Here is a 20,696-nt window from a genome sequence, read left to right as displayed (position 1 = left end):
TTGAAAAATGGAAGAAATGCAGGCGCTGGCCGCATTCGGGGCTTTGTCTCAGGAAACACGGCTGAAGATTGTGCGAATGCTGGTGGTGGCTGGGCCTGAGGGCATGGCAGCCGGAGCAATTTCTCAGCAGCTGGACGTATCGCCCTCCAACCTGTCCTTTCATCTCAAAGAGCTGGATCGCGCCGGGCTGATTACGCAACAACGCGAGGCCCGTTCCATTATCTACACCGCCCGTTTTGATGCGCTGGGCGGGCTGGCGCGTTTTCTTCTGGAAGATTGCTGCGCGGGAAATCCGGATATTGCCGGGTCGTTCGAGCAGGCCCCAGTCTCTAATTCCAACGACTTATAGACCGGCAAAGGAATAGGTCATTGGCCGCAAACAGGGTTCCGGCAGGTGTTGTTTCTGCCCTTGGTGTCACGCAGATCGTCGGTTATGGCACCCTTTACTACTCCTTCAGCATTCTGGCGCCGGCAATGGCGAGTGATTTGGGCATAAGCCTGGAGCAGGTGTTTGCGATCTTCTCCATTGCCCTGTTCATTGGCGGCCTGTCTGCCCCGTTCATTGGCAGGCATATGGACCGCATTGGTGCGGCAAGCGTGATGACGCTGGGCTCTGCCCTTGCAGCGCTGACCCTTGCAGCCTGCGCATGGTCGCCTTCCGTTGCAATTTTTGCGCTGACGATCGTGCTGATGGAGGTGTTTTCAGGCATGGTTCAATACCAGGCCGCCTTTGCAACGCTTGTGGAAAGCCAGCCCCGCACAGCCTCGCGCAGCATCACCTACCTGACCCTTGTTGCCGGCTTTGCCTCCACCATATTCTGGCCGATTGCCGCCATGCTGACGGCCTATCTATCCTGGCGGCAAATCTATGTGGTTTTTGCCGTTCTGAACCTCACCGTGTGTATGCCGTTACATTACTGGATAAAACGAAGCGGAAAGAAAGACGACCAGCAGAACAGAATTGGAAACGGCAACGCAGTGCCCGGCGCGCTTGCGCCACAGGCCCGACGCCGCGGCATTGTGCTGGTTTCCATTGCCTTTTCCCTGACGGGTTTTACCATTGCGGCAATTCTCGCCCATATGGTGCCAATGCTTGGCGCAATCGGCCTTGGAAGCGCTGCGGTGGCCATTGGCGCGCTGTTTGGGCCCGCGCAGGTGCTGAGCCGCCTGATCAACATGGTGTTTGGACAACGTTTATCACCGCCGGCGCTCGCCATAACCTCTGCCAGCTTTATCGTGCTGGGTGTGATTGTGCTTGGCCTGTCTGGCGACTGGTTGCCCGGCGCTGTAGCCTTTGCAATATGCCTGGGGCTTGGCTCCGGCATCAACAGCATCGCGCAAGGCAGCCTGCCGCTTTATCTGTTCGGATCTGCCGGTTACGGCGCAATAACCGGCAAGATGGCCGGTGCGCGGCTGGCAACGGGAGCAGCGGCACCATTTTTATTTGCCGCCGCCATGGACCGAATTGGAACCACCCTCTCCCTGTTTGTGATATCAATGATTGGCGTGCTTGGCATCATCGCCTTCATGGCAGTTGCCGCATCTGTGCGCGACAAAAGCACCATCTGACAGGCGGCTGGAGCGACGGTTGGGCGCGCACCCCGCGCGCCGGCATCTGAACAGATCAGGTGCCGGCTGACACTGTTTGCCTATATTGACTTCAGCGACACGCGCTTTTCCAGTTCCAGCGCCTGTTCCTTGCGCTCGCTATAACGGTCTGTCAGGTAGGACGAGGCATCCCGCGTGAGCAGCGTGAACTTGACCAGTTCTTCGCAGACATCCACCACCCGGTCATAATAGGACGATGGTTTCATGCGGCCATCGGCGTCAAATTCCTGATAGGCTTTGGCGACCGATGACTGGTTGGGAATGGTGATCATCCGCATCCAGCGGCCGAGAATGCGCATCTGGTTGACCGCATTAAACGACTGGCTGCCGCCGGACACTTCCATGACGGCAAGGGTTTTGCCCTGTGTGGGGCGAATGGAGCCAAGCGACAGCGGAATCCAGTCTATCTGCGCCTTCATGATGCCGGTCATGGCGCCGTGACGCTCCGGGCTGACCCAGACCTGGCCTTCCGACCACTGCGTCAAATCCCGCAATTCCTGCACCTTGGGGTGGCTGACCGGGGCTTCATCCGGCAATGGCAGGCCGGCGGGATCAAAGATTTTGACCTCGCAACCCAGTTCCTCCAGCAGGCGACCAGCCTCTTTCGCCAAAAGGCGGCTGTAGGACACCTCGCGCAGCGAGCCGTAAAGGATGAGAATGCGCGGCTTGTGCGTGGAAAAGGCCGGGCGCAGGGCATCAAGGTCTGGCTGGTGGAGATGCGGCGCCTGCAAAGCCGGGAAAAGATCAGACAAGGCGCTTTCCTTCCTGATCGAGAACCTGTTCGCCGTCTTCCTTGAAGAAGGCTCCGCTGAAACTGTCCGGCAGGATGTCCAACACCAGTTCGGACGGCCGGGCGAGCCGTGTGCCCAAGGGCGTGACGACAAAAGGACGATTGATGAGAATGGGATGCTGCAGCATGGCATCCAGCAAATCACTGTCGGTCACATCTGGATTATCCAGACCTAATTCGGCGTAAGGCGTGCCCTTCTCTCTCACCGACTGACGGACGGTCAGGCCGGCATCCGAGATGAGCTTTTCCAGCTGCTGGCGCGATGGCGGGTTGCTGAGATAGTCAATCACGTCCGGTTCAATGCCCGCAGCGCGGATCAAGGCCAGCACGTTGCGGGACGTGCCGCAGGCCGGGTTATGATAAATCTTGGCGTCCATGATCATGTCCTTCTTTCAAGCTTTGTTTCTGCGGACGGCGGGCGAAGCCTCGTACCAGTGTTTGCTGCGGTTTACGGCCCAGACGACGGTCAACATGACCGGAACCTCGATGAGCACGCCGACCACGGTTGCCAGTGCTGCGCCGGAGTGAAACCCGAACAGGCTGATGGCCGCGGCAACCGCGAGTTCAAAGAAATTGCTGGCACCGATCAGCGCCGATGGGCCGGCAACGCAATGGCGCTCACCCACCAGACGGTTCAAGAGATATGCCAGCGCCGAATTGAAATAGACCTGAATGAGAATGGGAACGGCCAGCAGCGCAATGATCATGGGCTGCGCGATGATCTGCTGCCCCTGAAAACCAAACAGCAGGACAAGTGTAACCAGCAGGGCAATGAGCGACAGCGGCTGCAGCTTTGCAAGCGTCGCATCCAGTGCGGTGGCCGTTCCATCCCGCGTCAAGCGGGCACGCAGAACCTGCGCGATGATAACAGGCACAATGATGTAGAGGCCGACAGACAGAATGAGCGTGTCCCACGGCACGGTGATGGCCGACAGGCCCAGCAGCAAGCCGACAATGGGCGCAAAAGCCACAATCATGATCGCGTCATTAACGGCGACCTGCGACAGCGTGAACAGCGGTTCACCGCGTGTGAGGTTGCTCCACACAAAGACCATGGCGGTACAGGGGGCGGCTGCCAGAATGATAAGCCCGGCAATATAGGAATCGATCTGATTGCCCGGCAGATACGGCCGGAACAGCCAGCCGATAAACAGCCACGCCAACAGCGCCATGGAAAACGGTTTAACCGCCCAGTTGATAAACAGTGTGACGCCGATGCCTCGCCAATAGATGCCGACCTGCGCCAAAGAGCGGAAATCGATCTTGATCAGCATCGGGATAATCATCAGCCATATCAGAATGGCGACGGGCAAATTGACCTTGGCCACTTCCAGCGCACCAACGAAGTGGAACATGCCGGGCAACAGATGGCCGAGGGTGACACCCACGATGATGCAGAGAAAAACCCAGAGGGTGAGATAACGTTCAAAAGTCGACATCAGACGGAGTTTCCGGAGTTGTTATGCGGGCCACAGCAAACGAGCGTGATCCGGTGAAAATGAACACACGGCCATGAGCGCCGCGGTGACGGCGCGCGGTGATTTTTGGTGGGTCCTCGTCGTCAAAACGCCTGAGGTGATTTTCGGTGAGATTGTTCGAATGCAGCAACCTGAACCGGCTAAACCCCGCTCATGACGGTTTTGCCTCTGGCACGCAACAGGGTGTCAGCTCGGCTATCAGCGGTGCACAAAGCTCGGCCGAGCCGCCACAACAATCCTTCAGGAGAAACAGGGTCAGCTCTTTCAAACCTTGCAGATCTGCCCGGTAGATGATCGAGCGGCTGTGCCGCTCTCCCCGCACCAGCCCGGCCCGCGACAGGGTGGCCAGATGCGCGGACATGGTGTTTTGCGGCACCTCCAGAAGACGTGCCAGCTCACCGGCCGGCACGCCTTCCGGCTCATGCCGGACAAGAAGACGAAATGTGTCCAGCCTGGTGGGCTGGGCCAAGGCGCCAAGCGCCGCAATTGCTGATGTGCTATCCATACATCCAGATTATTGGATATGTTGTGGTGGAGTCAAGGGTGATTGGTTGGGGCGCGGAAGGTGGCGATCAAATTACGCCACTGGACCGAAGTCGAAGTCATCGGCTTTAACCGCGCTAGCGCCGCCATGATCGACCGCTACGCCCTGTTCGACAACCCGGAACGCCACACGGCAAGTGCCTCGTTGCAATGAGACGTTTTACATTTTTGAGAGATGGAACCGGGGTGGCTTCGTCCCCACCTGATTGCAGCGCACAAGCCATCGCGAGAAAGCCTTAGGAAGCGGAGTCTCTCGCGATTACTCGGACGACAGCGAAGGGAGGAAATACCCTCCTTTAGTATCTACGCGCCACACAGAAAGTAGGAAGTTTGATCATTAGGCCTTATTCACCGTACGCACTAAATTGTAATCTAATAAATAGATGACCACAGGTTGAAATAGATTTTATTTTGTCGCAAATTACGGCTGTAGTTGACGGAGGATGTAACTTGGCAAGACGTACTTTTTTGAGTTTCCACTACAAAAACGACAACTGGCGAGTATCGCAAATCAAGCAAATGGGCGTCATTGAAGAACAGCCATTGCTGAGCGCCAACAAATGGGAAGAGGTAGAGAAGGCTGGCGAGGCAGCTATCAAAAAGTGGATAGATGACAATCTAAGTGGAAAGAGTTGTCTCATAGTATTGATCGGCGAAAAAACAGCAGGTCGAAAATGGGTAGACTATGAGATTAAGTCGGCATTTGATGCCGGCAAGGGCGTACTCGGCGTTTACATTCACAACCTTAAAGACTCGGGCGGAAATAAATCCCCGAAAGGAACGAATCCTTTTGACAAGTTCACTGTTGGAGACAATCCACTTACAAAGTGGGCCAAAGTCTACAATCCGCCCCAGACAGATAGCAGCGAAGTCTATAAGCACATTAAAGACAATTTAGCATCATGGGTTGAAACCGCAATTAACCTTCGCGGATAAGCGGACGAAGATGACGCCTGAAAAGGGTCGAGTAGGTTAGTTCAGTGCTCAGGTCGTGGCTGAAATCTCCTGATTTGTAGATTTCGGCCGCAGCCGCACCAGTGGTTGATACCGGAAGCATCTTTGCACGAGGATGTAGCTCAGAGAACATTTCTGCCTCCTCAATTACGCCCTCCATACCGCCTATGAACACTCCAGCACTGAAAGCGCGACTTCTTAGCATTTCATTTCGCATCGTCTGCAAGCTTCTCTCTCTGTTGTTTTCCACCTGTGCAATCGTTCGCACGTTGAGAAAATCACCCAACTCTGGAGGGTACTCCATCGCGAAAAGCTTGCTTTGAAAAATGGTCACCCTGTTGGACTGCAATCCAGCCTCACGCACAAATAGTGCGAGCAAGGGAGTGATGGCGGGATGTCCGCCACAAGTTAGACGCCCAATTGGCAGCACCACTTCAATGAGAGATTTAATAGATTCCCTAATAGCAAGTACGTCAGCAGTCTCGTAAAATCGAGGATGGCGATTTGCGTAAGGGACACTCGCGGATACGAACACGTCAATCATTATTACGCTCCTGCTAAGGTGTCATATGCCGAAGCCATTCTAACAGTCCGGATGGGCAGATGTTTATCCAGCCAGTCCAGATGCTCCAGCCATGTATCAAGTAGTCCGCGATTGTCATATATCAACCACATCTCGGAAGGTGAATGTGTCATTAACTGCGTGAAGGTCTTGTGAAGTCGGTCTGATGTCGGCACGCCCACGGCAGGTATCACACATAGGGTGCTCTTGTTTCGCTCCAATGAAATCCAACGGTCCGGATGTACGTTTGGTAGAAAGCCAAGGTCTCTTGCTGCGTCACAAAATCCGTCGACTAGGTAGCGATACCTAGCGGCTATCGCTCTAGCTCTTAGACGCTCGACTCCATCGCAGATCGCAATAAGCGCTGCGTCACTGAGAGCAGAATTTCTACCTAACTGAGGACCGGAAAAATCGTACTCTTCCAAAGGATGAAAAAAACTGAGCGAAGACGCCCCGTCATCATTCTGTCCAGGCCAAAGAACATGAAGCACCTGAACATTTGTCGCATTTGCCCTTGCCAGCTCTTCTGTTGTCCACCGACTGGAACGAAACCCCGGCGTGTCTAAAAGAACAATCACATCAGCGTCTGCGAGGCGGTGCCACAACTCATTTTGAAAATCCTTTGCAGGAGGGACAGATCGAGTGTCCAAAAAAACATCGAATCCCCGGCGATCCAGTTCGTCGTAAAGGGTGTTTGCGATAGGTGTGGAATCATCACGCTTGTAGCTAATAAATAATTTACGTTCCGCTCTAAGAAGCCGAAAGTGCTCCAGCACTATCGAGATTATTCGATCCACCGCTCCAGATGTACGACATTCCAGTGCATTAATATGCCGCAAAGCTTCAGGAAGCTCGTGTGATACAAGGTCAAGCGATGAAACGACGGTGACTATCGTAATCGAGTCGTCCAGCAACTCAGCAAGTATCGGATGATCCAGATTATCGGCGCCTTCGTAGCCGCAGAATACAGCAATTGCAGGTAATTTTCGGTCTCTTGTCAGAGCATTACTTTCATCAAGTAATTTGATGACCCCAATGGGCATTCCCAGGTCGCCCACCCGGGTATTCAGGGCCTTCTCAATTTCGACGAAGAGTGAGCCCTGCTTACCAATTAGCATCAACTCATAGAAATGTTGCTCAGACATCGTTGCTAAAATCCTGTTCAAGATGCCTCATAGTGGGTTATTTTGAAAACCGTGCAAAGATTGCCAGACGAATTGTGTTGTGGAGGAACGCATTATTAGCGTCTAAGTTGATTGAGGTTATATTTCCGACACGGTTAAAACTGCAAAGTTTTGCGAGTCGCAGCTCTCTGCATTGGGTTCTTGCTGTTAGGCCTTGCCCAATTACATCCTTACGACGTGACTAATATATCTCTTCTGCCTTCGCTGGTTACGAACCATTTGAGATCGAGGTACCTGGTATCGTCCTTAGTATTATTCAAATACGAAATTTTTCTTCAGGTTTTTCGATCATTCGTCTCTCGTCTTGCTTCAGACGCCGTAGATACAACACATACCTTTATCTATCTGTATTTAGGATCTGAATGCTTAGCACAATCTGCACAGCATAATTGCTGCCCCAGATATCCAATTTAATCTCAGTTCACCCTCCCATTCCAACCTCACAACCATTGACAGCTAACACTCCACCCGATGGCCGAAGTGGCCGGTGGAGCGGAATTTATGGATTATGGGCAGGCCAGTGAAAATGGTCAGACTGATAGCGGCCAGACAGACAACAGCAGCAACATTGATATAAAATTCAAAAGCCCGGTTGCGGTGCGTGACGTGCTGGCGGTGAGTATTGCCCGCCGGCAGAATGCCGCCGCCAGTGGCCGGCTGTTCTGCGTGATGTTATTTTGCGTGTGCCTGCTTTTGTGGCTGTTCAGCCCCGACAATTTTTTCCTGTGGCTTGCGATGTTTTCCACCCTGCCCGTTGCCGGTGCTGCGGTGGCTGACAACGTGGCGACAAGCCACGTTGGCAATTTGGCGGCGGGCCCGACGGCCCCTTTTGTGGCAGGTCAGGTTCAAAGTCAGCCCGGCAATAAGGCCGGCAACGTGGCTGACATCCTGGCTGGCAATGCCGGCAGCTTGGCTGTCGATCCTGCTGGTGCATCCCTCGCAAATCCCCACCAAAACTCAGCCGACTGGAGGGCGGATGGCGCCCTGCATGCGGCCCTTTGCGGCATCAATACCGGCGTGCCGGTTGCCGTGTTCATCCTTATTCTTCTCAACATCGGATAACGCTCATGTGCATGTTCAAGACCCCGAAAACCCCGACTGTTCAGGCGCCGCCGGAATACGCGCAGCAGAAGACGCCGGATTATGCCGTGGGCCAGAGTTCTGCGGCGCGGCGCACCTCCGACCGCATTCGTGGTTCTGCCAGCACCATTCTGACCTCCGGTACCGGCATTGGCACCTTTGCCAACACGCTGTCGCCGACGCTTTCCGGCATGGATGGCAAAAAGACATTGCTTGGAGCCTGAGACATGGCAGACACCCGCCGAACCGACGAAACCCAGATTGCCTACCACCGTCGCCGCCTGGAAGAGCTGAAGCAGCTTCGCCAGCCTTGGGAAGCGGAATGGCGGTCGCTGGCCGACTACATTGAGCCGACCCGGTTGCGCCTTGGTGGCGACCGCGAGGGGCCTCGCACCCGCGCCAAGATTATTGACAGCACAGGCACACATGCCTGCGACACGCTGAAATCTGGCATGCATTCCGGCCTGACCTCGCCTGCCCGGCCGTGGTTCCGGCTGACGACCTTTGATCCAACCTTGAAAAAGGTAGATGCGGTAAAGGCCTATCTGGCCGCCGTGCAGGACAAGATGCGCGAGGTATTTGCCGCCTCCAACCTCTACCGCGCTTTCCATGTGGGATACGGCGACCTTGGCCAGTTTGGCCAGTCAGTTGCCATTCTGGTGGAAGACGAGGAAACGGTTATTCGCGTGCAGCAGCTGGTGCATGGCCGGTTCTGGCTGGCGCGCAACCACAAGGGCCGCGCGACGACGATGTACCGGGTGTTTCGCTGGAACGTGCAGCGCATTGTCGAGCGCTTCGGTTACGAGCAGGTGCCACAGCGCATTCGCGGCCTGTATGACACGGCCAAATATTCCGAATGTTTCGACGTCTACCACGCCATTGAGCCGCGTTACGACCGCGACGAGACGATGCGTGATAAGCGCAACAAGCCGTTCCTTTCCAATTACTGGGTGGACGAAATCGGCACCGAGCTTTTGGAAGAAAGCGGCTTTGACAGCAACCCGATCATTGCGCCGGCCTGGGAGCTTTCCGACGACGACCATTATTCCCTTTCACCGGGGCAAAAGGCGCTGGCCGACATCAAGATGTTGCAGCTGGAACAGATGCGCAAGCTGGAGGGCATCGACAAAAAGGTGCGCCCGCCGATGAACGCGCCAACCTCCATGCAGAACAGCCCCAACTCGCTGCTACCAGGTGCTGTGAACTATGTTGACGACCCCGCCGGCAAGGGTTTTCGCCCGGCGATGGAAGTGAACCTGAGCCTTTCCGAACTGCGCGAAGACATCCGGGAAACGCAGATCCGCATTGATCGGACGTTTTTTGCCGATCTGTTTTTTGCCATTACCAACATGGAAGGCGTGCAGCCGCGCAACCAGTTTGAACTGACGCAGCGCAAGGAAGAACAGCTGCTGCAGCTGGGACCGGTGCTGGAAAACGTGTTTGGCGACCAGCTGGGCCCAACCATTGACCGGACCTATGACATTCTGGTGGCGCGCGACGAACTGCCGCCGCCACCGGAAGAGCTGCAGGGGCTGGAACTGAAGGTGGAATACATCTCCACCCTGGCGCAGGCGCAGCAGGCAGTTTCCACCGGACCTATTGAGCGCGGTGTGGCCTTTATTGGCCAGCTGGCCGGGGCACGGCCGGAAGCGCTGGACAAGCTGGATGCCGACGAGGCGATTGACCTTTACATCGAGGCTATCGGTGCGCCGCCTTCGATGATCCTTGCCGATGACAAGGTGGCGGCGCTGCGTGAACAGCGCGCGCAACAGGCGCAGGCGCAGCAAAGCGCCGAAATGGCCGCGACCATGGCACCGGCGCTGAACCAAGGTGCACAGGCCGCAGAACTTTTGGCCAGCGCCAATGAAAACCCCAATGGCAACGCGCTGCTGCGCCAGCTTGGACTAGGCTAATGGACCATTTTAACGAACAACCATCTCACCCCCATACCCCGGAGCGTGATGAAATCACGACGGCGTTTCGTGACGTCTTTGCCCTCGATGCCGGCAAGCGTGTGCTGTTCTGGATGCTGGAACAATGCGCTGTTTACCGCGATGCCTATTCCGGGGAACTGACCAACGCAACGAACTACATCCTCGGCAGGCAGGGGGCCGGGCGAACGCTGATCGCCAAGCTCGATAGCATCGACCCCACCATGTACCCGAAGCTGTTGCTGGCGATCGCTGATTTCAAGGAAGCAGAAAAGGTGGCGGCGAAACGCCGTGCCGACAGCGAGGAAGGCGAAGACTATGACGTTGATGCGTAACAGGTGGCTGGGCCGCGCCGCATTGCTGTTCAGTGCCGAAGGCGACAGCTTTGGCGGCGGTGGTAACGAGGCCAATGCGCCCTCACCCGAGGCCGTGCTTTTTCCCGATGATAAGGCCAATGCGGCTGATGACTTTGACGACGACGATCGCGACAATGATTTCGGCGGCGATACATCAGATGGCAATGGCAAAGGCAAGGACGGCGACAACGCCACAAAGGATGATGCCGCCAAAGACCCCGACGATACGGTGCCCGATGACGGAAAATATACGCTTACCATGCCTGACGGCGTGGAGGTGGACCAGGAACTGCTGGATGCGATGGGCAGCGACTTTAGGGAGCTGGGCCTGACGACACGCCAGGCGCAGCAACTGGCCGACAAGTTTATTGAAACGCAGGCACGACGTGGTGCGGCGCAGGCGGAAAACTGGGCCAACCGTGTTCAGGGCTGGGCCGATGAGGCCCGACGCGACCGCGACATTGGCGGCCACAAATGGCAGGGCACAGTTTCCAGCGCCCAGCGCGCACTTTCCACGCTCGGCACGCCCGCCTTGAGGGAATACCTCAACGCCAGTGGCGGCGGCAACCATCCCGAGCTTATCCGCATATTCGCAAAGGTCGGATCGATGATCCGGGAGGACAACCCACCAACGGGAGGCGCAGACGGCGGGGGCAGAAAGGCCGAAACCGCTCACCTTCTTTTTCCAAACGACGCACCGAAGGGCAAATAACACATGGCTATCATTGGTAGCACCGTACCTACCCTCATTGACGCCCACAAAGCCTCTGGCGAGGGCATCGTTCTTGAACTGCTGGCACAGAACAATCCCATCTTGAAAGATGCGATTGCCACGCAGTGCAACCTCAAGGGCATTCACCGTCACTCCATTCGCACCGGTCTGCCGTCCGCTGGCTGGGGCCGACTCTACAAGGGTGTGCAGAAATCCAAGAGCACGCTGCAGCAAGTGGATGACACCACCGGTTTTCTGGAAGCGCGCTCTGAAATCGACACCCGCCTGTTGAAGCTGGCGCCGGACCCGGCCAAGCAGCGACTGGTGGACAGCGCCCCCTTCCTGGAAGCGATGAACCAGGAAATGGCGACCGGCCTTTTCTACCACGACACGGACAAGACGCCGGAGAAGTTCAAGGGTTTTGCGCCGCGTTTCAGCGCCTATAACAGCAACATTCCCGACCCGACGCGGCCGAACGCCGCCAACCAGGTGATCAATGCCGGTGGCACCGGTGGCGACAACACCTCCATCTGGTTCGTGACATGGGCAGACCATGCCGCATCCCTGCTCTACCCCGAAGGCACCAAGGCCGGCGTGGAAGTGATGGACAAGGGCGAAGAGCCGGTAAAGGACGATGACGGCAACACCTATTACGCCAAGGTCACCGCCTTTGAATGGCACATGGGTGCCTTCGTGAAGGATTATCGTTACATGGCGCGTATCGCCAATATCGATGTGTCCGAGATGATGGCTGGCAATGTCGACCTGTGGAAGCTGCTGCGACAGGCGTATTACCGCCTGTACATGACCTACGGCATCAACGCCAAGGGCGGCCGCACCGTGTGCTACATGAACCGCCAGGTCATGGAAATTCTCGACGAACAGTCCACCGACCGTGGCCTGACGACGGGACGCGCCAACACCGTGCCGCTGAAATCTGCGACGCTGGAGGGCGAAGAAGTGACCACCTACCGCAACATTCCAATCCGGATTGCGGACTCGCTGCTCAGCACCGAAGCGCCGGTACCGGCAGTAGCCCTGTAAAGGCACCCGTAAGGCCTGCCGCCACGGGCGGCGGGCACCTTCTCCCTTCCTTTGCTTTGACACCTATCACGGGGAAAACGCATGATTTTCGATACTCAGAGCCTGCTGTCCAATGCGCAGGCGATTACTGCCACGGCAGCCTCCACCAACATTCTCGACCTTTCACCCATTGCTGGCGGCGTTGTGCGCGATGTTGGCCAGGGCAAGCCGGTGCCGCTGCGCCTGCAGGTAGTGGAAGACTTCAACAACCTGACAACACTGACGATTGCGCTGCAGACCGATGATGCGCCGGCCTTTGCCTCGCCCAAGGTCGTGTGGTCGCAGGCCGTGCCGGTGGCAGAGTTGAAGGCGGGCAAGGTCGTTCTGCCGGACTTTCTGCCGCGCGGCACGGCGGAACGGTATGTGCGACTGAACTACACGGTGACTGGCACGGCGCCGACCACCGGCCGCATTACCGCCGGTGTGACCATGGGCAACCCTTCGAATGGTTAAGGTGGTTGCCAACACGCGTGGTTACATTGACGGGGAAATCCGCGAAACCGGCGAGGTTTTCACGATTTCCGACGCGCTTTGGCAGGATGAAAAGCGCCGCCCTAAATGGGTGGATGCCGCTGATGCGCAGTCGGTGACGGTGCCACAGACCACAAAGGCAAAGCCGAAACCGAAGCCGACGGCCGCGAAGGCGGAACAGCCTGAGGGTAACGGCGTTGCCGAAGCGCTGGGCGGCCCGCCACCGGACTGGCTGCCTGCGCAGGGTGACGACAGTTGAGGCACTAGTGCCTGCAGACACAGTTCCATACGGGCGGCTTGTTTGTTCAAGGCCGCCCGTTTCTGTTGAAGCCGCTTGTCGACCTTTGCACAAAGGGTCACTGTTTTAGGCCACCGCCACTGCCTTCGTCATTCTCTCCCTTGTGGCGAGAATCCAACCACGTCGCGGGTTTGCACAACGATCACCATCCTCGTTCCGTCGCATGTCAAAATACCCTATCGGAGTCGCGTATGTGGAACCGGCTTAGATCATAGGGACAAGCCCTAGGAAGACGGTTGAGAGGGATGCAGCCGTGCTTATCCCCTAGCCAGAAATTAACTGCCGACACCCTGCCCAGACTTGCGATTTTATGCGCAAGGCCGTACCACACAACCGGGAATAGAGGGGTCTGGCCATGGAAGAATTCGCACGCGAGCTGCTTGAGCTCAGCATGTTCATGAGGATTTTGTGGTCGTGGCCCGTGATGGTGTTTTCAGCCTGGGCAATCCTTGCGATAACAAAACCGACATGGAAAATTGGCGGTGGCGCTTATTTCTTCGGCTGCTGTCTGGTCTTTGTCATACTTTACGCTTCTACCCTGCTCTACCTGCCGGAACAGCTGGCAATCGAACATGGCTATGCCCAGGTTATCGTTGGCATACACATTGCCATGATGATGCTCGCTGGCGCTGTGGCCGGCCTGTTTTCGGCAGCGCGTTCCCGTGATGCCTATGGGGAAAATGACCGATGGTTGATGGGCCTGATGCCCGTCGCCAATCTCGCGCTTGTGTTCGACAAAGGTCAGGAAAAGACCAAGCCGATTGACGACACGATTTTAACAAACATCATCATGACGCTGGCCGGTTTGGGCGTTTTGATTTCTGCGACGCAGCTGGATCGTATTGCCGAGAAGCGTTTCGAACAATTCAGTTTCAGTCTGGTGCTGCAGGCCGCACAGCCGCCGCCTCCGCCCCCTCCGCCGCCAGAACCTCAAACACAGAGCGAAGCGATACAAGCGGCCCTGAAACGTTATGCGGCATCCCGCACCATTCCACAAAACTTCGACAGAAATGTCAGGCTGACCGCCGTTGTAGCGGATGGTTATACCCTGACCTATCGCTACCGGATTGGGAACGACAATGAGGCCGAGCGGCAGCAATGGCAAGATTTGACGGAGTTTACCTGGTGCAACGCCAACGACTATAAAGAACTGTTTGCATTTGGCGCGACATTGCAAGGCGAGCTGCTGGACCGCACAGGCAATATTGTGCGCAGTGCCAATGCCGACGCCATGGGGTGCAACCTCGACAACCTGAAAATCGATGCCGAAATGACAGAACGTGCCAAGGCGGATAAAACCTTTGCGACCACCAATGGCGCGCTGGGCATATCCGGTGCCAGCTATGCGAACCGGGTTTATACCATCACGATATTTTCCCCTGATCCCGTGCCGGCGCTGGCAAAGGACGTGATGCGCAAAAACTGGTGTAACCGCGAAGAATACAAATCGATGCTTCTCAAAGGCGTGACCATTCGTGGTCAGTTTGAAACCAAAAGCGGACGTCCCTTGGAAACGGTTGACGTCAATGTCATTGAATGCGGAATTGCCGGCGATATTAAGCCCAGCAATTAAGCGAAAACACCGCCACGCCAGGTGGCGGTGTTTTATCAGGTGAAGTGCGGCCTCACTTCACCGCCGCATTGCCACCATCGGCAAACAGCGCCGAGCCGGCAACAAAGCTGGCCATGGGGCTGGCCAGAAACAGCGCGACATTGGCAATTTCTTCTGGTTGGGCGATACGTTTCATGGCGTGCAAACCGGCTGCCCATTGTTTTTGTGCCTCATCCCCGGCCATGGCCGTATCCACCCCGCCGGGCAGCAGCGCGTTCGCCCTGATGCCGTTCACCGCGTAGTCGGCTGTAATGCCCTTTACCAGTCCCATCAACCCGGCCTTGGCGGCGGCATAGACCGCCATGCCCGGTAGGCCAACGCTGCTTCCAACAAAGCTTGAGGTAAAGATGAGCGACCCGCCGCCCCGCGCCAGCATGGCCGGGATCTGCGCGCGGCTGGCGAGGAAAGCCGAGGTCAGTGTCGTGGTGATCGTGTCCTGCCATTCCGCGACATCAACCTCGGCCAGCGGTTTCAGAGGCCCAATGGTGGCGGCATTGTTAAAGGCGATATCGACGCCGCCGAAAGACGTGATGGCCTGCGCGACCAGCCTTTCTTGGGTTTGCTGTTGGCCAACATCCCCCGCCACAATGACCACCTGACCGCCATTGGCACGGATTTCATCCGCCACCGCCTCCAGCGCCGGTGCGTGCCTGGCATTCAGCACAACGGTGGCGCCTTGCGCGCTGAACAGCATGGCAGCGGCGCGGCCAATGCCTGACGATGCGCCGGTGATGATGGCGACCTTGTTTTCTAACATGCCCATGAGAGACCTCCTTGATTGGGAGGTTTGCTTATAGGAGCGGCCAAGTGGCCTCAGCCACCCGATCCTTGCGCGCGGTCAGAGTTTGGGTGTCACACGGTGTTCTTCAGCGCCTGCGTCACTTGCGCCATCAGTTCTGCGGTGGGCAAGGCGCTATCAAGGCGCAGAACCGGGGCGGATTGTTCTGCCAGCCAGTCCTCATGTTGAGCGATGTTGCGACCGGAAAAGGCCGGGTCATCGTAACGGGACGCCCAATCGCGAAATGCCATGTGTTGAACATGCATGTCGCCGTCCGGCAGAATACGTGCGCCATAACGGGCGGCCTCGCGTGCATCCAGCCTTTGCAGCCGGATGGCAGTTGGCGTATGCAGGAAAAGGATGAGATCGACATCGCCAAGCATGGCATTGCCCCAGCCCATGCAGGACCCGGTCAGCACCCAGCCATTGCTTTGACGCTGCTGCGCCTGAATGAGCTTTACCCGGTCTTGAGGTGGGCGTTTGGTGGTGAATGGCGGATCGGTTGGCATCCAGTAGAAATCATCGACATCAAATTGCGGCACGCCGTAATGCGCTGACAAAGCGGACCCCAATGTCGAAACGCCCGAGCAGGATGCGCCGGTCAGATGAATACGCGGGCGGGTATCGTGCGGGTTCATGGGCATCTCCTTCATCATTCGACAGCGGGATTTTTCAGGACGGTGCTGCATGTAGCGTATTGGGGCCGCGGGCTCAAGAAACCGGGCACAGGACACGCCACGCGGGGGTGACATGCACACCAAACAAAAGTCACCCTGCGTCTCCAAGGAGATGCAGGGTGAAAGTTGTGCTATGAACGACTGTAATGTACTGCCAGGAAAAAATGGGCGGCGAAGCGAATGCGCCGCATGTTCAGATGCGCGGTTACACAGACATTTAAACACCGGCCTCTTCATGGCGTTTGTCGCGCTTGGCCTGACTGTCGCGGACAAATTGCGATACACGCCCCAGCTCCATGCGGTTGACCAGATCTTCCGCCCGTTCATTGGGAATAGCGCGCATACCCTTGTCAGCGCGGCGCGAGGTTGGTCTGTTGATGGGGCTTGCGGCGGCGCGGCGCATTTCCAGTGCCTTTTCGGCGTTACGCTTCAACTCACCACGTCCTTCAAAACGCTGACGACGGGCATGTTCCTGATTGGTGCGCTGCACGGCATTGGCAAGAATAGACAGCCGCTCACGAATGCCGGTATCTGTTTTGGCCGCCTTGCCATCATCGCGCACCGACTTGCCACGCATTTCGCGGCGTGTGCGGTTGGCAATGTCGCGGGCACGATCACGGCGTTCCCGCAGGTTCTTGCGCAGCTGCTGCAGCTCGCTATCAGAAAGTTCGTTAATGGAGGGATGGCGGGAGGCCTCGACAAGCTCTACTTCAGCATTATCAAGCACGCGCAGAGTGGTTCGTCTTGAGTTTGGCATGGGGATCTCCTTTCATTCTATCCAAAAACCCAATGCGCTGTTGCCTTGTTCGTTCCTCAGACTGCGGTCACGTCGACCTGACATTTCTGTGAGGTCGGTGGGTGACGTCAACCGGGTAACGACCGCCGCATGCCGTAGACATGGGCGGTCGACCCATTCGGATTTCAGGCGGCCTTGGCGACGGAGACCTTCCGGCCAGATATGGCCAGCAGCGTGGCGCCCAACGTGCCTGATACCAGCGAGCCCAAGAGAATGCCGATTTTCACATGGTCCTGCAAAGCCGGATCATCAAAGGCCAGGAGGCCGATGAACAGTGACATGGTGAAGCCGATACCGCACAGGAAGGCCGTGCCAGTCATTTGCCCCCAGCTCGCATGCGCCGGAAGTTGTGCCCAACGCAGTTTGACCAGAAGTGCGACAACACCGAGAACACCAACCAGTTTGCCGAGAACAAGCCCCACAGCCACGCCCATGGTGACAGGTTCACTGAACACGCCGAGGCTGAGACCAGACAGCGACACACCGGCATTGGCAAAACCGAAGACCGGCACCACGAAAAATGCCACCGGCTTATGCAGCCCATGCTCAAGGCGATGGAGTGGTGATTCCTCCGGTGTTGCCTCTGGTGTACCGGGGGTCAGTTTCAGCGGAATGGTAAGCGCCAGCATGACACCGGCCAACGTCGCGTGAATGCCCGATATAAACATCAGCAACCACAGGACTGCACCCAAAGCCAGATAGGGCCAGAGTTGCCTGACCTTCATTCTGTTGAACAGGAAGAGATTGCCAAGGACAAGAAATGCACCGGCAAGGGCCAGCAGGTTGAGATTTTCAGTGTAAAACAGCGCAATGATGATGACTGCACCGAGGTCATCAATGATGGCCAAGGCTGCAAGAAATATCTTCAACGAAGCGGGCACGCGCGAACCCAACAGCGAGATAACGCCCAGGGCAAAGGCGATGTCGGTTGCGGCCGGAATGGCCCAACCCTGCAATGCAGCCGGATTGTCCTTATTGAACAGCACGTAAAACAATGCCGGAAATGCCATGCCGCCAGCGGCAGCAGCACCCGGCAGGACACGCCGGTGCCAGCTGTTTAGCTGGCCATCCATCATCTCACGTTTGATCTCCAGACCCACCATGAGGAAAAACACCGCCATCAGGGCATCGTTGATCCAGTGCTGGACACTGAGTGGCCCAAGATAGACATGCAGCAGACTGAAATAAGCCTCTGCCAGCGGCGAGTTGGCAATGATGATGGCCAATAAGGCGACCGCCATCAGCACGAGACCGCTGGAGGACCCGCTGTCGAGGAATTTACGAAGGGTAGAGTTGATGCGACCTTGCTTTAATGTCGAAGACACAGGTTCACGCTCCCTTGGTTGGAAGTTGATCTTAGTCTCCGTCGATTTCGGGGAATCCCGCAGCGCACGCAGCACGCACTGTTGGAAAATGTATAGCCAAGCACCTATCCGGTTTCCAGAAAAACCGGAGCAGCCGTGATCACGATCAAATAACAGTCTCGTGATCGACTGACTGTGCCTGGCGGCAAAGAAAAAGGCGCGCCGCATTCGGCGCGCCTGATCACTCACATGCGTTGGCGCGGATGCTTGTCACCCGCGTCGCAACGCTATTTGCTTTCGTTTTCCGTGCGGCCGGAGAACCAGTTCGCCAGAAGCGCGCCAGATATATTGTGCCAGACGCTGAAGATGGCGCTTGGAACGGCAGCAAGCGGCGAGAAATAGGCGGTTGCGAGAGCCGCGCCCAGTCCGGAATTTTGCATTCCAACCTCGATGGCAATGGCCTTGCGCTTTGCCAATGAGAGACCCGTTGCCTTAGCTGCGAAGAAGCCCAGCAAATAACCCAAGCCGTTATGGAGAATGACGACTACGAAGATCAGCAGACCGGACTGGACGATGGAAGCCTTGGATGCGCCGACCACGGCCGAGACAATGAGCACGATACCAATAACACTGACCAATGGCAGTGCCGGAACCGCCGCCTTCACCACGCCAGGCAGGATTTTTTGCAGGATTGCACCCAGAGCAAGCGGCACCATGACCACCTTGATGATGCTCATGAACATGGCCCAACCATCCACCGGCAGATACTGGCTGGCAAATAGCCAGACCAGGAACGGCGTGACGATGGGCGCGGCAAGCGTGGTGACGGAGGTGCAGGCAACCGACAGCGCCACATCGCCCTTGGACAGATAGGTCATGACGTTGGATGAAGTACCGCCCGGGCAGCAGCCAACCAGAATGACACCCGCGGCAACCTCAGGCGGCATTGGGATGATCATCGTCAACAGCACGGCAAGCAGCGGCATGATCAAAAACTGGCCGAGTACGCCGATTGTCACGTCGAATGGACGTTTGACTACTTCGCGGAAATCATCAATCGACAGTGTCAAACCCATGCCGAACATGATGATGGACAAAAGGGTGACAATCCATGGTCCAATCTGCTTGAAGGTGTCTGGAAAGAAAAATCCAAGAACCGCAAATAAAACCACCCATGCCGCGAATGTTTTTCCGACAAATGTCGATACCAACGCTAAAGTTTTCACGTTTCTACTCCCGTCATACAATTACCCGTCGTGTAGTCGTGAACCTTCTCCTGTCAAGGTCATATAACCCCGTACATGATCGCTTGCTCACATGATGGCGGCATTTTCCAGTAAGAATATAATCCAGTCAAAATGCTGCCCATCGTCACGACTGCCATTCAATGCTATGGGGCATTTCAAATCAGACTGGAGGCCACCCGATGAGCAAAAACTGGAACAAGAGCGTGACTTTGGCACTGGAAGAACCAGGCAAATTCACCACCATCAGCAACCTTCAGGAAGCATCCTGGGCGCTGATTGAAGACTGGCCGCTGGAGGAAGGCGAAGCGCTGGACAAGGCGCTGCTGGTTATTGAAGCAGCGCTGAAAGGCAAAAAGACGGTTGAAGAAGCAAGGCTTGCCTTTATTGCTGCGGCCATTGAAGCAGAGATTGAAATCAAGGAATAGGCTCCAGTTTTTGGTCGCCAAATCTGGCCAATGGCCCTGCCCCTACTTGCTGCGCAAACATTCAAGGTGATGCATGACTTTCGATCCCAAACTGAAACCGCTGTCGCTTGACGATGCCGACATGGAGGCATTGTTTGGCGATGCCCGGCTGGCCAAGCAGCTACGCTTCATTCTTGAAGTTGAAAAGCTGAAAACCGTGCTGCGCAGAACGCCGCTGCTGGATATTTCCCGGCGCGAAAACGACGCCGAGCATACCTGGCAGCTGGCGATGATGGCGGTCATTCTTGCCGAATATGCCGATGAGACAATCGACCTGACGCGCGTGTTGAAAATGATCCTGATCCACGACGTTGTCGAGATCGATGCCGGTGACACGTTCATTTATGACTCTGTGGCGATGCAGGATCAGGAAGAGCGCGAAAAGCTGGCGGCCGACCGGCTGTTTGGCCTGCTGCCGGACGACCAGTGCACCGAGTTTCGCGCCTATTGGGACGAGTTTGAAGCCCGCACAACGGCAGACGCCCGTTTTGCCCGCGCCATAGACCGGTTGCAGCCGCTGCTGCACAATTTCTTCACCAGCGGTGGCACATGGCATTCGCCCGGCGTACACCGGGATCTGGTGCTGGAGCGCAAGACGCCAATTGGCAAAGCCTCGAGCCGCCTTTGGGATGCGGCGCAGACGCTGATCCATGAGGGTGTCAAACGCGAGTTTCTGCCGGAAACGCTGGCGGACAACCCGCTTTTTCCGGCCGCAGAATAATACGGCGCTGACAGCCAAGAACAAGAAAAGCAGCCGAAGTGGCTGCT

At 56.5% G+C, this 20,696-nt stretch carries 26 protein-coding genes; 15 read left to right on the top strand and 11 right to left on the bottom strand.

The window, feature by feature from the left end; all coding sequences use genetic code 11:
• Nucleotides 1-7: 7 nt before the first annotated feature.
• A complete protein-coding gene (locus PYL13_RS09415; RefSeq protein ID WP_275641108.1) occupies nucleotides 8-349 on the top strand; it encodes an ArsR/SmtB family transcription factor in 342 nt (113 codons plus the stop codon).
• 20 nt (nucleotides 350-369) lie between these two features.
• Nucleotides 370-1,569, top strand: coding sequence for an arsenite efflux MFS transporter ArsK (gene arsK / locus PYL13_RS09410; protein ID WP_275641107.1), 1,200 nt, complete (start codon nucleotides 370-372; stop codon nucleotides 1,567-1,569).
• An 80-nt stretch (nucleotides 1,570-1,649) separates the two neighbouring features.
• On the opposite strand, the gene arsH is transcribed toward arsK, so the two are convergent.
• The 4 genes from arsH to PYL13_RS09390 form a co-directional block, all read right to left on the bottom strand.
• Nucleotides 1,650-2,378 carry an arsenical resistance protein ArsH gene (arsH, locus tag PYL13_RS09405; RefSeq protein ID WP_275641399.1) on the bottom strand — a complete coding sequence of 243 codons (729 nt, stop codon included), beginning with the start codon at nucleotides 2,376-2,378 and terminating at the stop codon, nucleotides 1,650-1,652.
• Nucleotides 2,353-2,781: an arsenate reductase (glutaredoxin) gene (gene arsC / locus PYL13_RS09400; protein WP_275641106.1), complete on the bottom strand. Its 429-nt coding sequence runs from the start codon at nucleotides 2,779-2,781 to the stop codon at nucleotides 2,353-2,355. Before arsC ends, arsH begins: the two co-directional genes overlap by 26 nt.
• A 9-nt stretch (nucleotides 2,782-2,790) precedes the next feature.
• Entirely contained in the window at nucleotides 2,791-3,837 is a 1,047-nt protein-coding gene (arsB, locus tag PYL13_RS09395; protein ID WP_275641105.1) for an ACR3 family arsenite efflux transporter, read from the bottom strand.
• A gap of 190 nt (nucleotides 3,838-4,027) precedes the next feature.
• Entirely contained in the window at nucleotides 4,028-4,381 is a 354-nt protein-coding gene (locus PYL13_RS09390) for an ArsR/SmtB family transcription factor (protein ID WP_275641104.1), read from the bottom strand.
• Between the two features lie 60 nt (nucleotides 4,382-4,441).
• On the opposite strand from PYL13_RS09390, the gene PYL13_RS09385 reads away from it, so the two are divergent.
• Together PYL13_RS09385 and PYL13_RS09380 are read left to right on the top strand one after the other, a co-directional pair.
• Nucleotides 4,442-4,573, top strand: coding sequence for a hypothetical protein (locus PYL13_RS09385; protein ID WP_275641103.1), 132 nt, complete (start codon nucleotides 4,442-4,444; stop codon nucleotides 4,571-4,573).
• 296 nt (nucleotides 4,574-4,869) lie between these two features.
• Nucleotides 4,870-5,355 carry a TIR domain-containing protein gene (locus PYL13_RS09380; RefSeq protein ID WP_275641102.1) on the top strand — a complete coding sequence of 162 codons (486 nt, stop codon included), beginning with the start codon at nucleotides 4,870-4,872 and terminating at the stop codon, nucleotides 5,353-5,355.
• Here PYL13_RS09380 and PYL13_RS09375 read toward each other — a convergent pair.
• Both PYL13_RS09375 and PYL13_RS09370 read right to left on the bottom strand, forming a co-directional pair.
• Nucleotides 5,339-5,917 (bottom strand): hypothetical protein, encoded by a 579-nt coding sequence (locus PYL13_RS09375; protein WP_275641101.1) that lies wholly within the window; start codon nucleotides 5,915-5,917, stop codon nucleotides 5,339-5,341. The genes PYL13_RS09380 and PYL13_RS09375 overlap by 17 nt on opposite strands.
• Nucleotides 5,918-5,919: 2 nt before the next feature.
• A complete protein-coding gene (locus tag PYL13_RS09370; protein WP_275641100.1) occupies nucleotides 5,920-7,080 on the bottom strand; it encodes a toll/interleukin-1 receptor domain-containing protein in 1,161 nt (386 codons plus the stop codon).
• A 540-nt stretch (nucleotides 7,081-7,620) separates the two neighbouring features.
• Here PYL13_RS09370 and PYL13_RS09365 point away from each other — a divergent pair.
• The 9 genes from PYL13_RS09365 (at nucleotide 7,621) to PYL13_RS09325 (ending at nucleotide 14,623) form a co-directional block, all read left to right on the top strand.
• On the top strand, nucleotides 7,621-8,181 hold the full coding sequence (locus tag PYL13_RS09365; protein ID WP_275641099.1) for a hypothetical protein: 561 nt from the start codon (nucleotides 7,621-7,623) through the stop codon (nucleotides 8,179-8,181).
• 5 nt (nucleotides 8,182-8,186) lie between these two features.
• Nucleotides 8,187-8,423, top strand: coding sequence for a hypothetical protein (locus PYL13_RS09360; RefSeq protein ID WP_275641098.1), 237 nt, complete (start codon nucleotides 8,187-8,189; stop codon nucleotides 8,421-8,423).
• Nucleotides 8,424-8,426: 3 nt separating this feature from the next.
• A complete protein-coding gene (locus PYL13_RS09355; RefSeq protein WP_275641097.1) occupies nucleotides 8,427-10,112 on the top strand; it encodes a portal protein in 1,686 nt (561 codons plus the stop codon).
• On the top strand, nucleotides 10,112-10,465 hold the full coding sequence (locus PYL13_RS09350) for a hypothetical protein (protein WP_259146471.1): 354 nt from the start codon (nucleotides 10,112-10,114) through the stop codon (nucleotides 10,463-10,465). The genes PYL13_RS09355 and PYL13_RS09350 overlap by 1 nt, the downstream gene beginning before the upstream one ends.
• Nucleotides 10,449-11,198 carry a hypothetical protein gene (locus PYL13_RS09345; RefSeq protein WP_275641096.1) on the top strand — a complete coding sequence of 250 codons (750 nt, stop codon included), beginning with the start codon at nucleotides 10,449-10,451 and terminating at the stop codon, nucleotides 11,196-11,198. Before PYL13_RS09350 ends, PYL13_RS09345 begins: the two co-directional genes overlap by 17 nt.
• Before the next feature lie 3 nt (nucleotides 11,199-11,201).
• A complete protein-coding gene (locus PYL13_RS09340) occupies nucleotides 11,202-12,242 on the top strand; it encodes a major capsid protein (RefSeq protein ID WP_250982539.1) in 1,041 nt (346 codons plus the stop codon).
• Between the two features lie 81 nt (nucleotides 12,243-12,323).
• Nucleotides 12,324-12,734 carry a Bbp16 family capsid cement protein gene (locus PYL13_RS09335; protein ID WP_192491308.1) on the top strand — a complete coding sequence of 137 codons (411 nt, stop codon included), beginning with the start codon at nucleotides 12,324-12,326 and terminating at the stop codon, nucleotides 12,732-12,734.
• Nucleotides 12,727-13,011: a hypothetical protein gene (locus PYL13_RS09330; RefSeq protein WP_275641095.1), complete on the top strand. Its 285-nt coding sequence runs from the start codon at nucleotides 12,727-12,729 to the stop codon at nucleotides 13,009-13,011. Before PYL13_RS09335 ends, PYL13_RS09330 begins: the two co-directional genes overlap by 8 nt.
• Nucleotides 13,012-13,405: 394 nt before the next feature.
• Nucleotides 13,406-14,623, top strand: coding sequence for a hypothetical protein (locus tag PYL13_RS09325; RefSeq protein ID WP_275641094.1), 1,218 nt, complete (start codon nucleotides 13,406-13,408; stop codon nucleotides 14,621-14,623).
• Between the two features lie 52 nt (nucleotides 14,624-14,675).
• On the opposite strand, the gene PYL13_RS09320 is transcribed toward PYL13_RS09325, so the two are convergent.
• The 5 genes from PYL13_RS09320 to PYL13_RS09300 form a co-directional block, all read right to left on the bottom strand.
• Entirely contained in the window at nucleotides 14,676-15,425 is a 750-nt protein-coding gene (locus PYL13_RS09320) for an SDR family oxidoreductase (protein ID WP_275641093.1), read from the bottom strand.
• Between the two features lie 89 nt (nucleotides 15,426-15,514).
• Nucleotides 15,515-16,078, bottom strand: a complete 564-nt coding sequence (locus PYL13_RS09315) for an ATP-binding protein (RefSeq protein WP_275641092.1) — start codon at nucleotides 16,076-16,078, stop codon at nucleotides 15,515-15,517.
• Between the two features lie 256 nt (nucleotides 16,079-16,334).
• Nucleotides 16,335-16,874, bottom strand: a complete 540-nt coding sequence (locus PYL13_RS09310) for a hypothetical protein (protein WP_275641091.1) — start codon at nucleotides 16,872-16,874, stop codon at nucleotides 16,335-16,337.
• A gap of 164 nt (nucleotides 16,875-17,038) precedes the next feature.
• Nucleotides 17,039-18,238 (bottom strand): Na+/H+ antiporter NhaA, encoded by a 1,200-nt coding sequence (nhaA, locus tag PYL13_RS09305; protein ID WP_250982545.1) that lies wholly within the window; start codon nucleotides 18,236-18,238, stop codon nucleotides 17,039-17,041.
• Nucleotides 18,239-18,504: 266 nt separating this feature from the next.
• Nucleotides 18,505-19,443, bottom strand: coding sequence for a bile acid:sodium symporter family protein (locus PYL13_RS09300; protein WP_250982546.1), 939 nt, complete (start codon nucleotides 19,441-19,443; stop codon nucleotides 18,505-18,507).
• 200 nt (nucleotides 19,444-19,643) lie between these two features.
• Here PYL13_RS09300 and PYL13_RS09295 point away from each other — a divergent pair, with 200 nt between their 5' ends.
• Together PYL13_RS09295 and PYL13_RS09290 are read left to right on the top strand one after the other, a co-directional pair.
• Entirely contained in the window at nucleotides 19,644-19,889 is a 246-nt protein-coding gene (locus tag PYL13_RS09295; protein ID WP_192491301.1) for a DUF982 domain-containing protein, read from the top strand.
• 73 nt (nucleotides 19,890-19,962) lie between these two features.
• The gene (locus tag PYL13_RS09290; RefSeq protein ID WP_250982547.1) at nucleotides 19,963-20,649 is read left to right on the top strand and encodes an HD domain-containing protein; all 687 of its coding nucleotides are present in this window, start codon (nucleotides 19,963-19,965) and stop codon (nucleotides 20,647-20,649) included.
• Nucleotides 20,650-20,696: the final 47 nt, after the last annotated feature.

Origin of the sequence: Agrobacterium sp. Azo12 (assembly GCF_029193765.2) — a bacterium.
Classification (GTDB): domain Bacteria; phylum Pseudomonadota; class Alphaproteobacteria; order Rhizobiales; family Rhizobiaceae; genus Agrobacterium.
Note: the sequence above shows the minus strand (reverse complement) of the source record. Positions and strands in the feature narration are given on the sequence as shown.

What these genes read in the sequence shown, in the direction of transcription:
- PYL13_RS09330 (WP_275641095.1), top strand. Translation starts at nt 12,727, where the DNA reads ATGGTTAAGGTGGTTGCCAACACGCGTGGTTACATTGACGGGGAAATC.
- PYL13_RS09310 (WP_275641091.1), bottom strand. Translation starts at nt 16,874, where the DNA reads ATGCCAAACTCAAGACGAACCACTCTGCGCGTGCTTGATAATGCTGAA.
- PYL13_RS09360 (WP_275641098.1), top strand. Translation starts at nt 8,187, where the DNA reads ATGTGCATGTTCAAGACCCCGAAAACCCCGACTGTTCAGGCGCCGCCG.
- PYL13_RS09365 (WP_275641099.1), top strand. Translation starts at nt 7,621, where the DNA reads ATGGATTATGGGCAGGCCAGTGAAAATGGTCAGACTGATAGCGGCCAG.
- PYL13_RS09415 (WP_275641108.1), top strand. Translation starts at nt 8, where the DNA reads ATGGAAGAAATGCAGGCGCTGGCCGCATTCGGGGCTTTGTCTCAGGAA.
- PYL13_RS09315 (WP_275641092.1), bottom strand. Translation starts at nt 16,078, where the DNA reads ATGAACCCGCACGATACCCGCCCGCGTATTCATCTGACCGGCGCATCC.
- PYL13_RS09295 (WP_192491301.1), top strand. Translation starts at nt 19,644, where the DNA reads ATGAGCAAAAACTGGAACAAGAGCGTGACTTTGGCACTGGAAGAACCA.
- PYL13_RS09350 (WP_259146471.1), top strand. Translation starts at nt 10,112, where the DNA reads ATGGACCATTTTAACGAACAACCATCTCACCCCCATACCCCGGAGCGT.
- PYL13_RS09325 (WP_275641094.1), top strand. Translation starts at nt 13,406, where the DNA reads ATGGAAGAATTCGCACGCGAGCTGCTTGAGCTCAGCATGTTCATGAGG.
- arsB (WP_275641105.1), bottom strand. Translation starts at nt 3,837, where the DNA reads ATGTCGACTTTTGAACGTTATCTCACCCTCTGGGTTTTTCTCTGCATC.
- PYL13_RS09370 (WP_275641100.1), bottom strand. Translation starts at nt 7,080, where the DNA reads ATGTCTGAGCAACATTTCTATGAGTTGATGCTAATTGGTAAGCAGGGC.
- PYL13_RS09355 (WP_275641097.1), top strand. Translation starts at nt 8,427, where the DNA reads ATGGCAGACACCCGCCGAACCGACGAAACCCAGATTGCCTACCACCGT.
- PYL13_RS09390 (WP_275641104.1), bottom strand. Translation starts at nt 4,381, where the DNA reads ATGGATAGCACATCAGCAATTGCGGCGCTTGGCGCCTTGGCCCAGCCC.
- PYL13_RS09345 (WP_275641096.1), top strand. Translation starts at nt 10,449, where the DNA reads ATGACGTTGATGCGTAACAGGTGGCTGGGCCGCGCCGCATTGCTGTTC.
- PYL13_RS09335 (WP_192491308.1), top strand. Translation starts at nt 12,324, where the DNA reads ATGATTTTCGATACTCAGAGCCTGCTGTCCAATGCGCAGGCGATTACT.
- PYL13_RS09375 (WP_275641101.1), bottom strand. Translation starts at nt 5,917, where the DNA reads ATGATTGACGTGTTCGTATCCGCGAGTGTCCCTTACGCAAATCGCCAT.
- PYL13_RS09290 (WP_250982547.1), top strand. Translation starts at nt 19,963, where the DNA reads ATGACTTTCGATCCCAAACTGAAACCGCTGTCGCTTGACGATGCCGAC.
- PYL13_RS09320 (WP_275641093.1), bottom strand. Translation starts at nt 15,425, where the DNA reads ATGGGCATGTTAGAAAACAAGGTCGCCATCATCACCGGCGCATCGTCA.
- arsC (WP_275641106.1), bottom strand. Translation starts at nt 2,781, where the DNA reads ATGATCATGGACGCCAAGATTTATCATAACCCGGCCTGCGGCACGTCC.
- PYL13_RS09340 (WP_250982539.1), top strand. Translation starts at nt 11,202, where the DNA reads ATGGCTATCATTGGTAGCACCGTACCTACCCTCATTGACGCCCACAAA.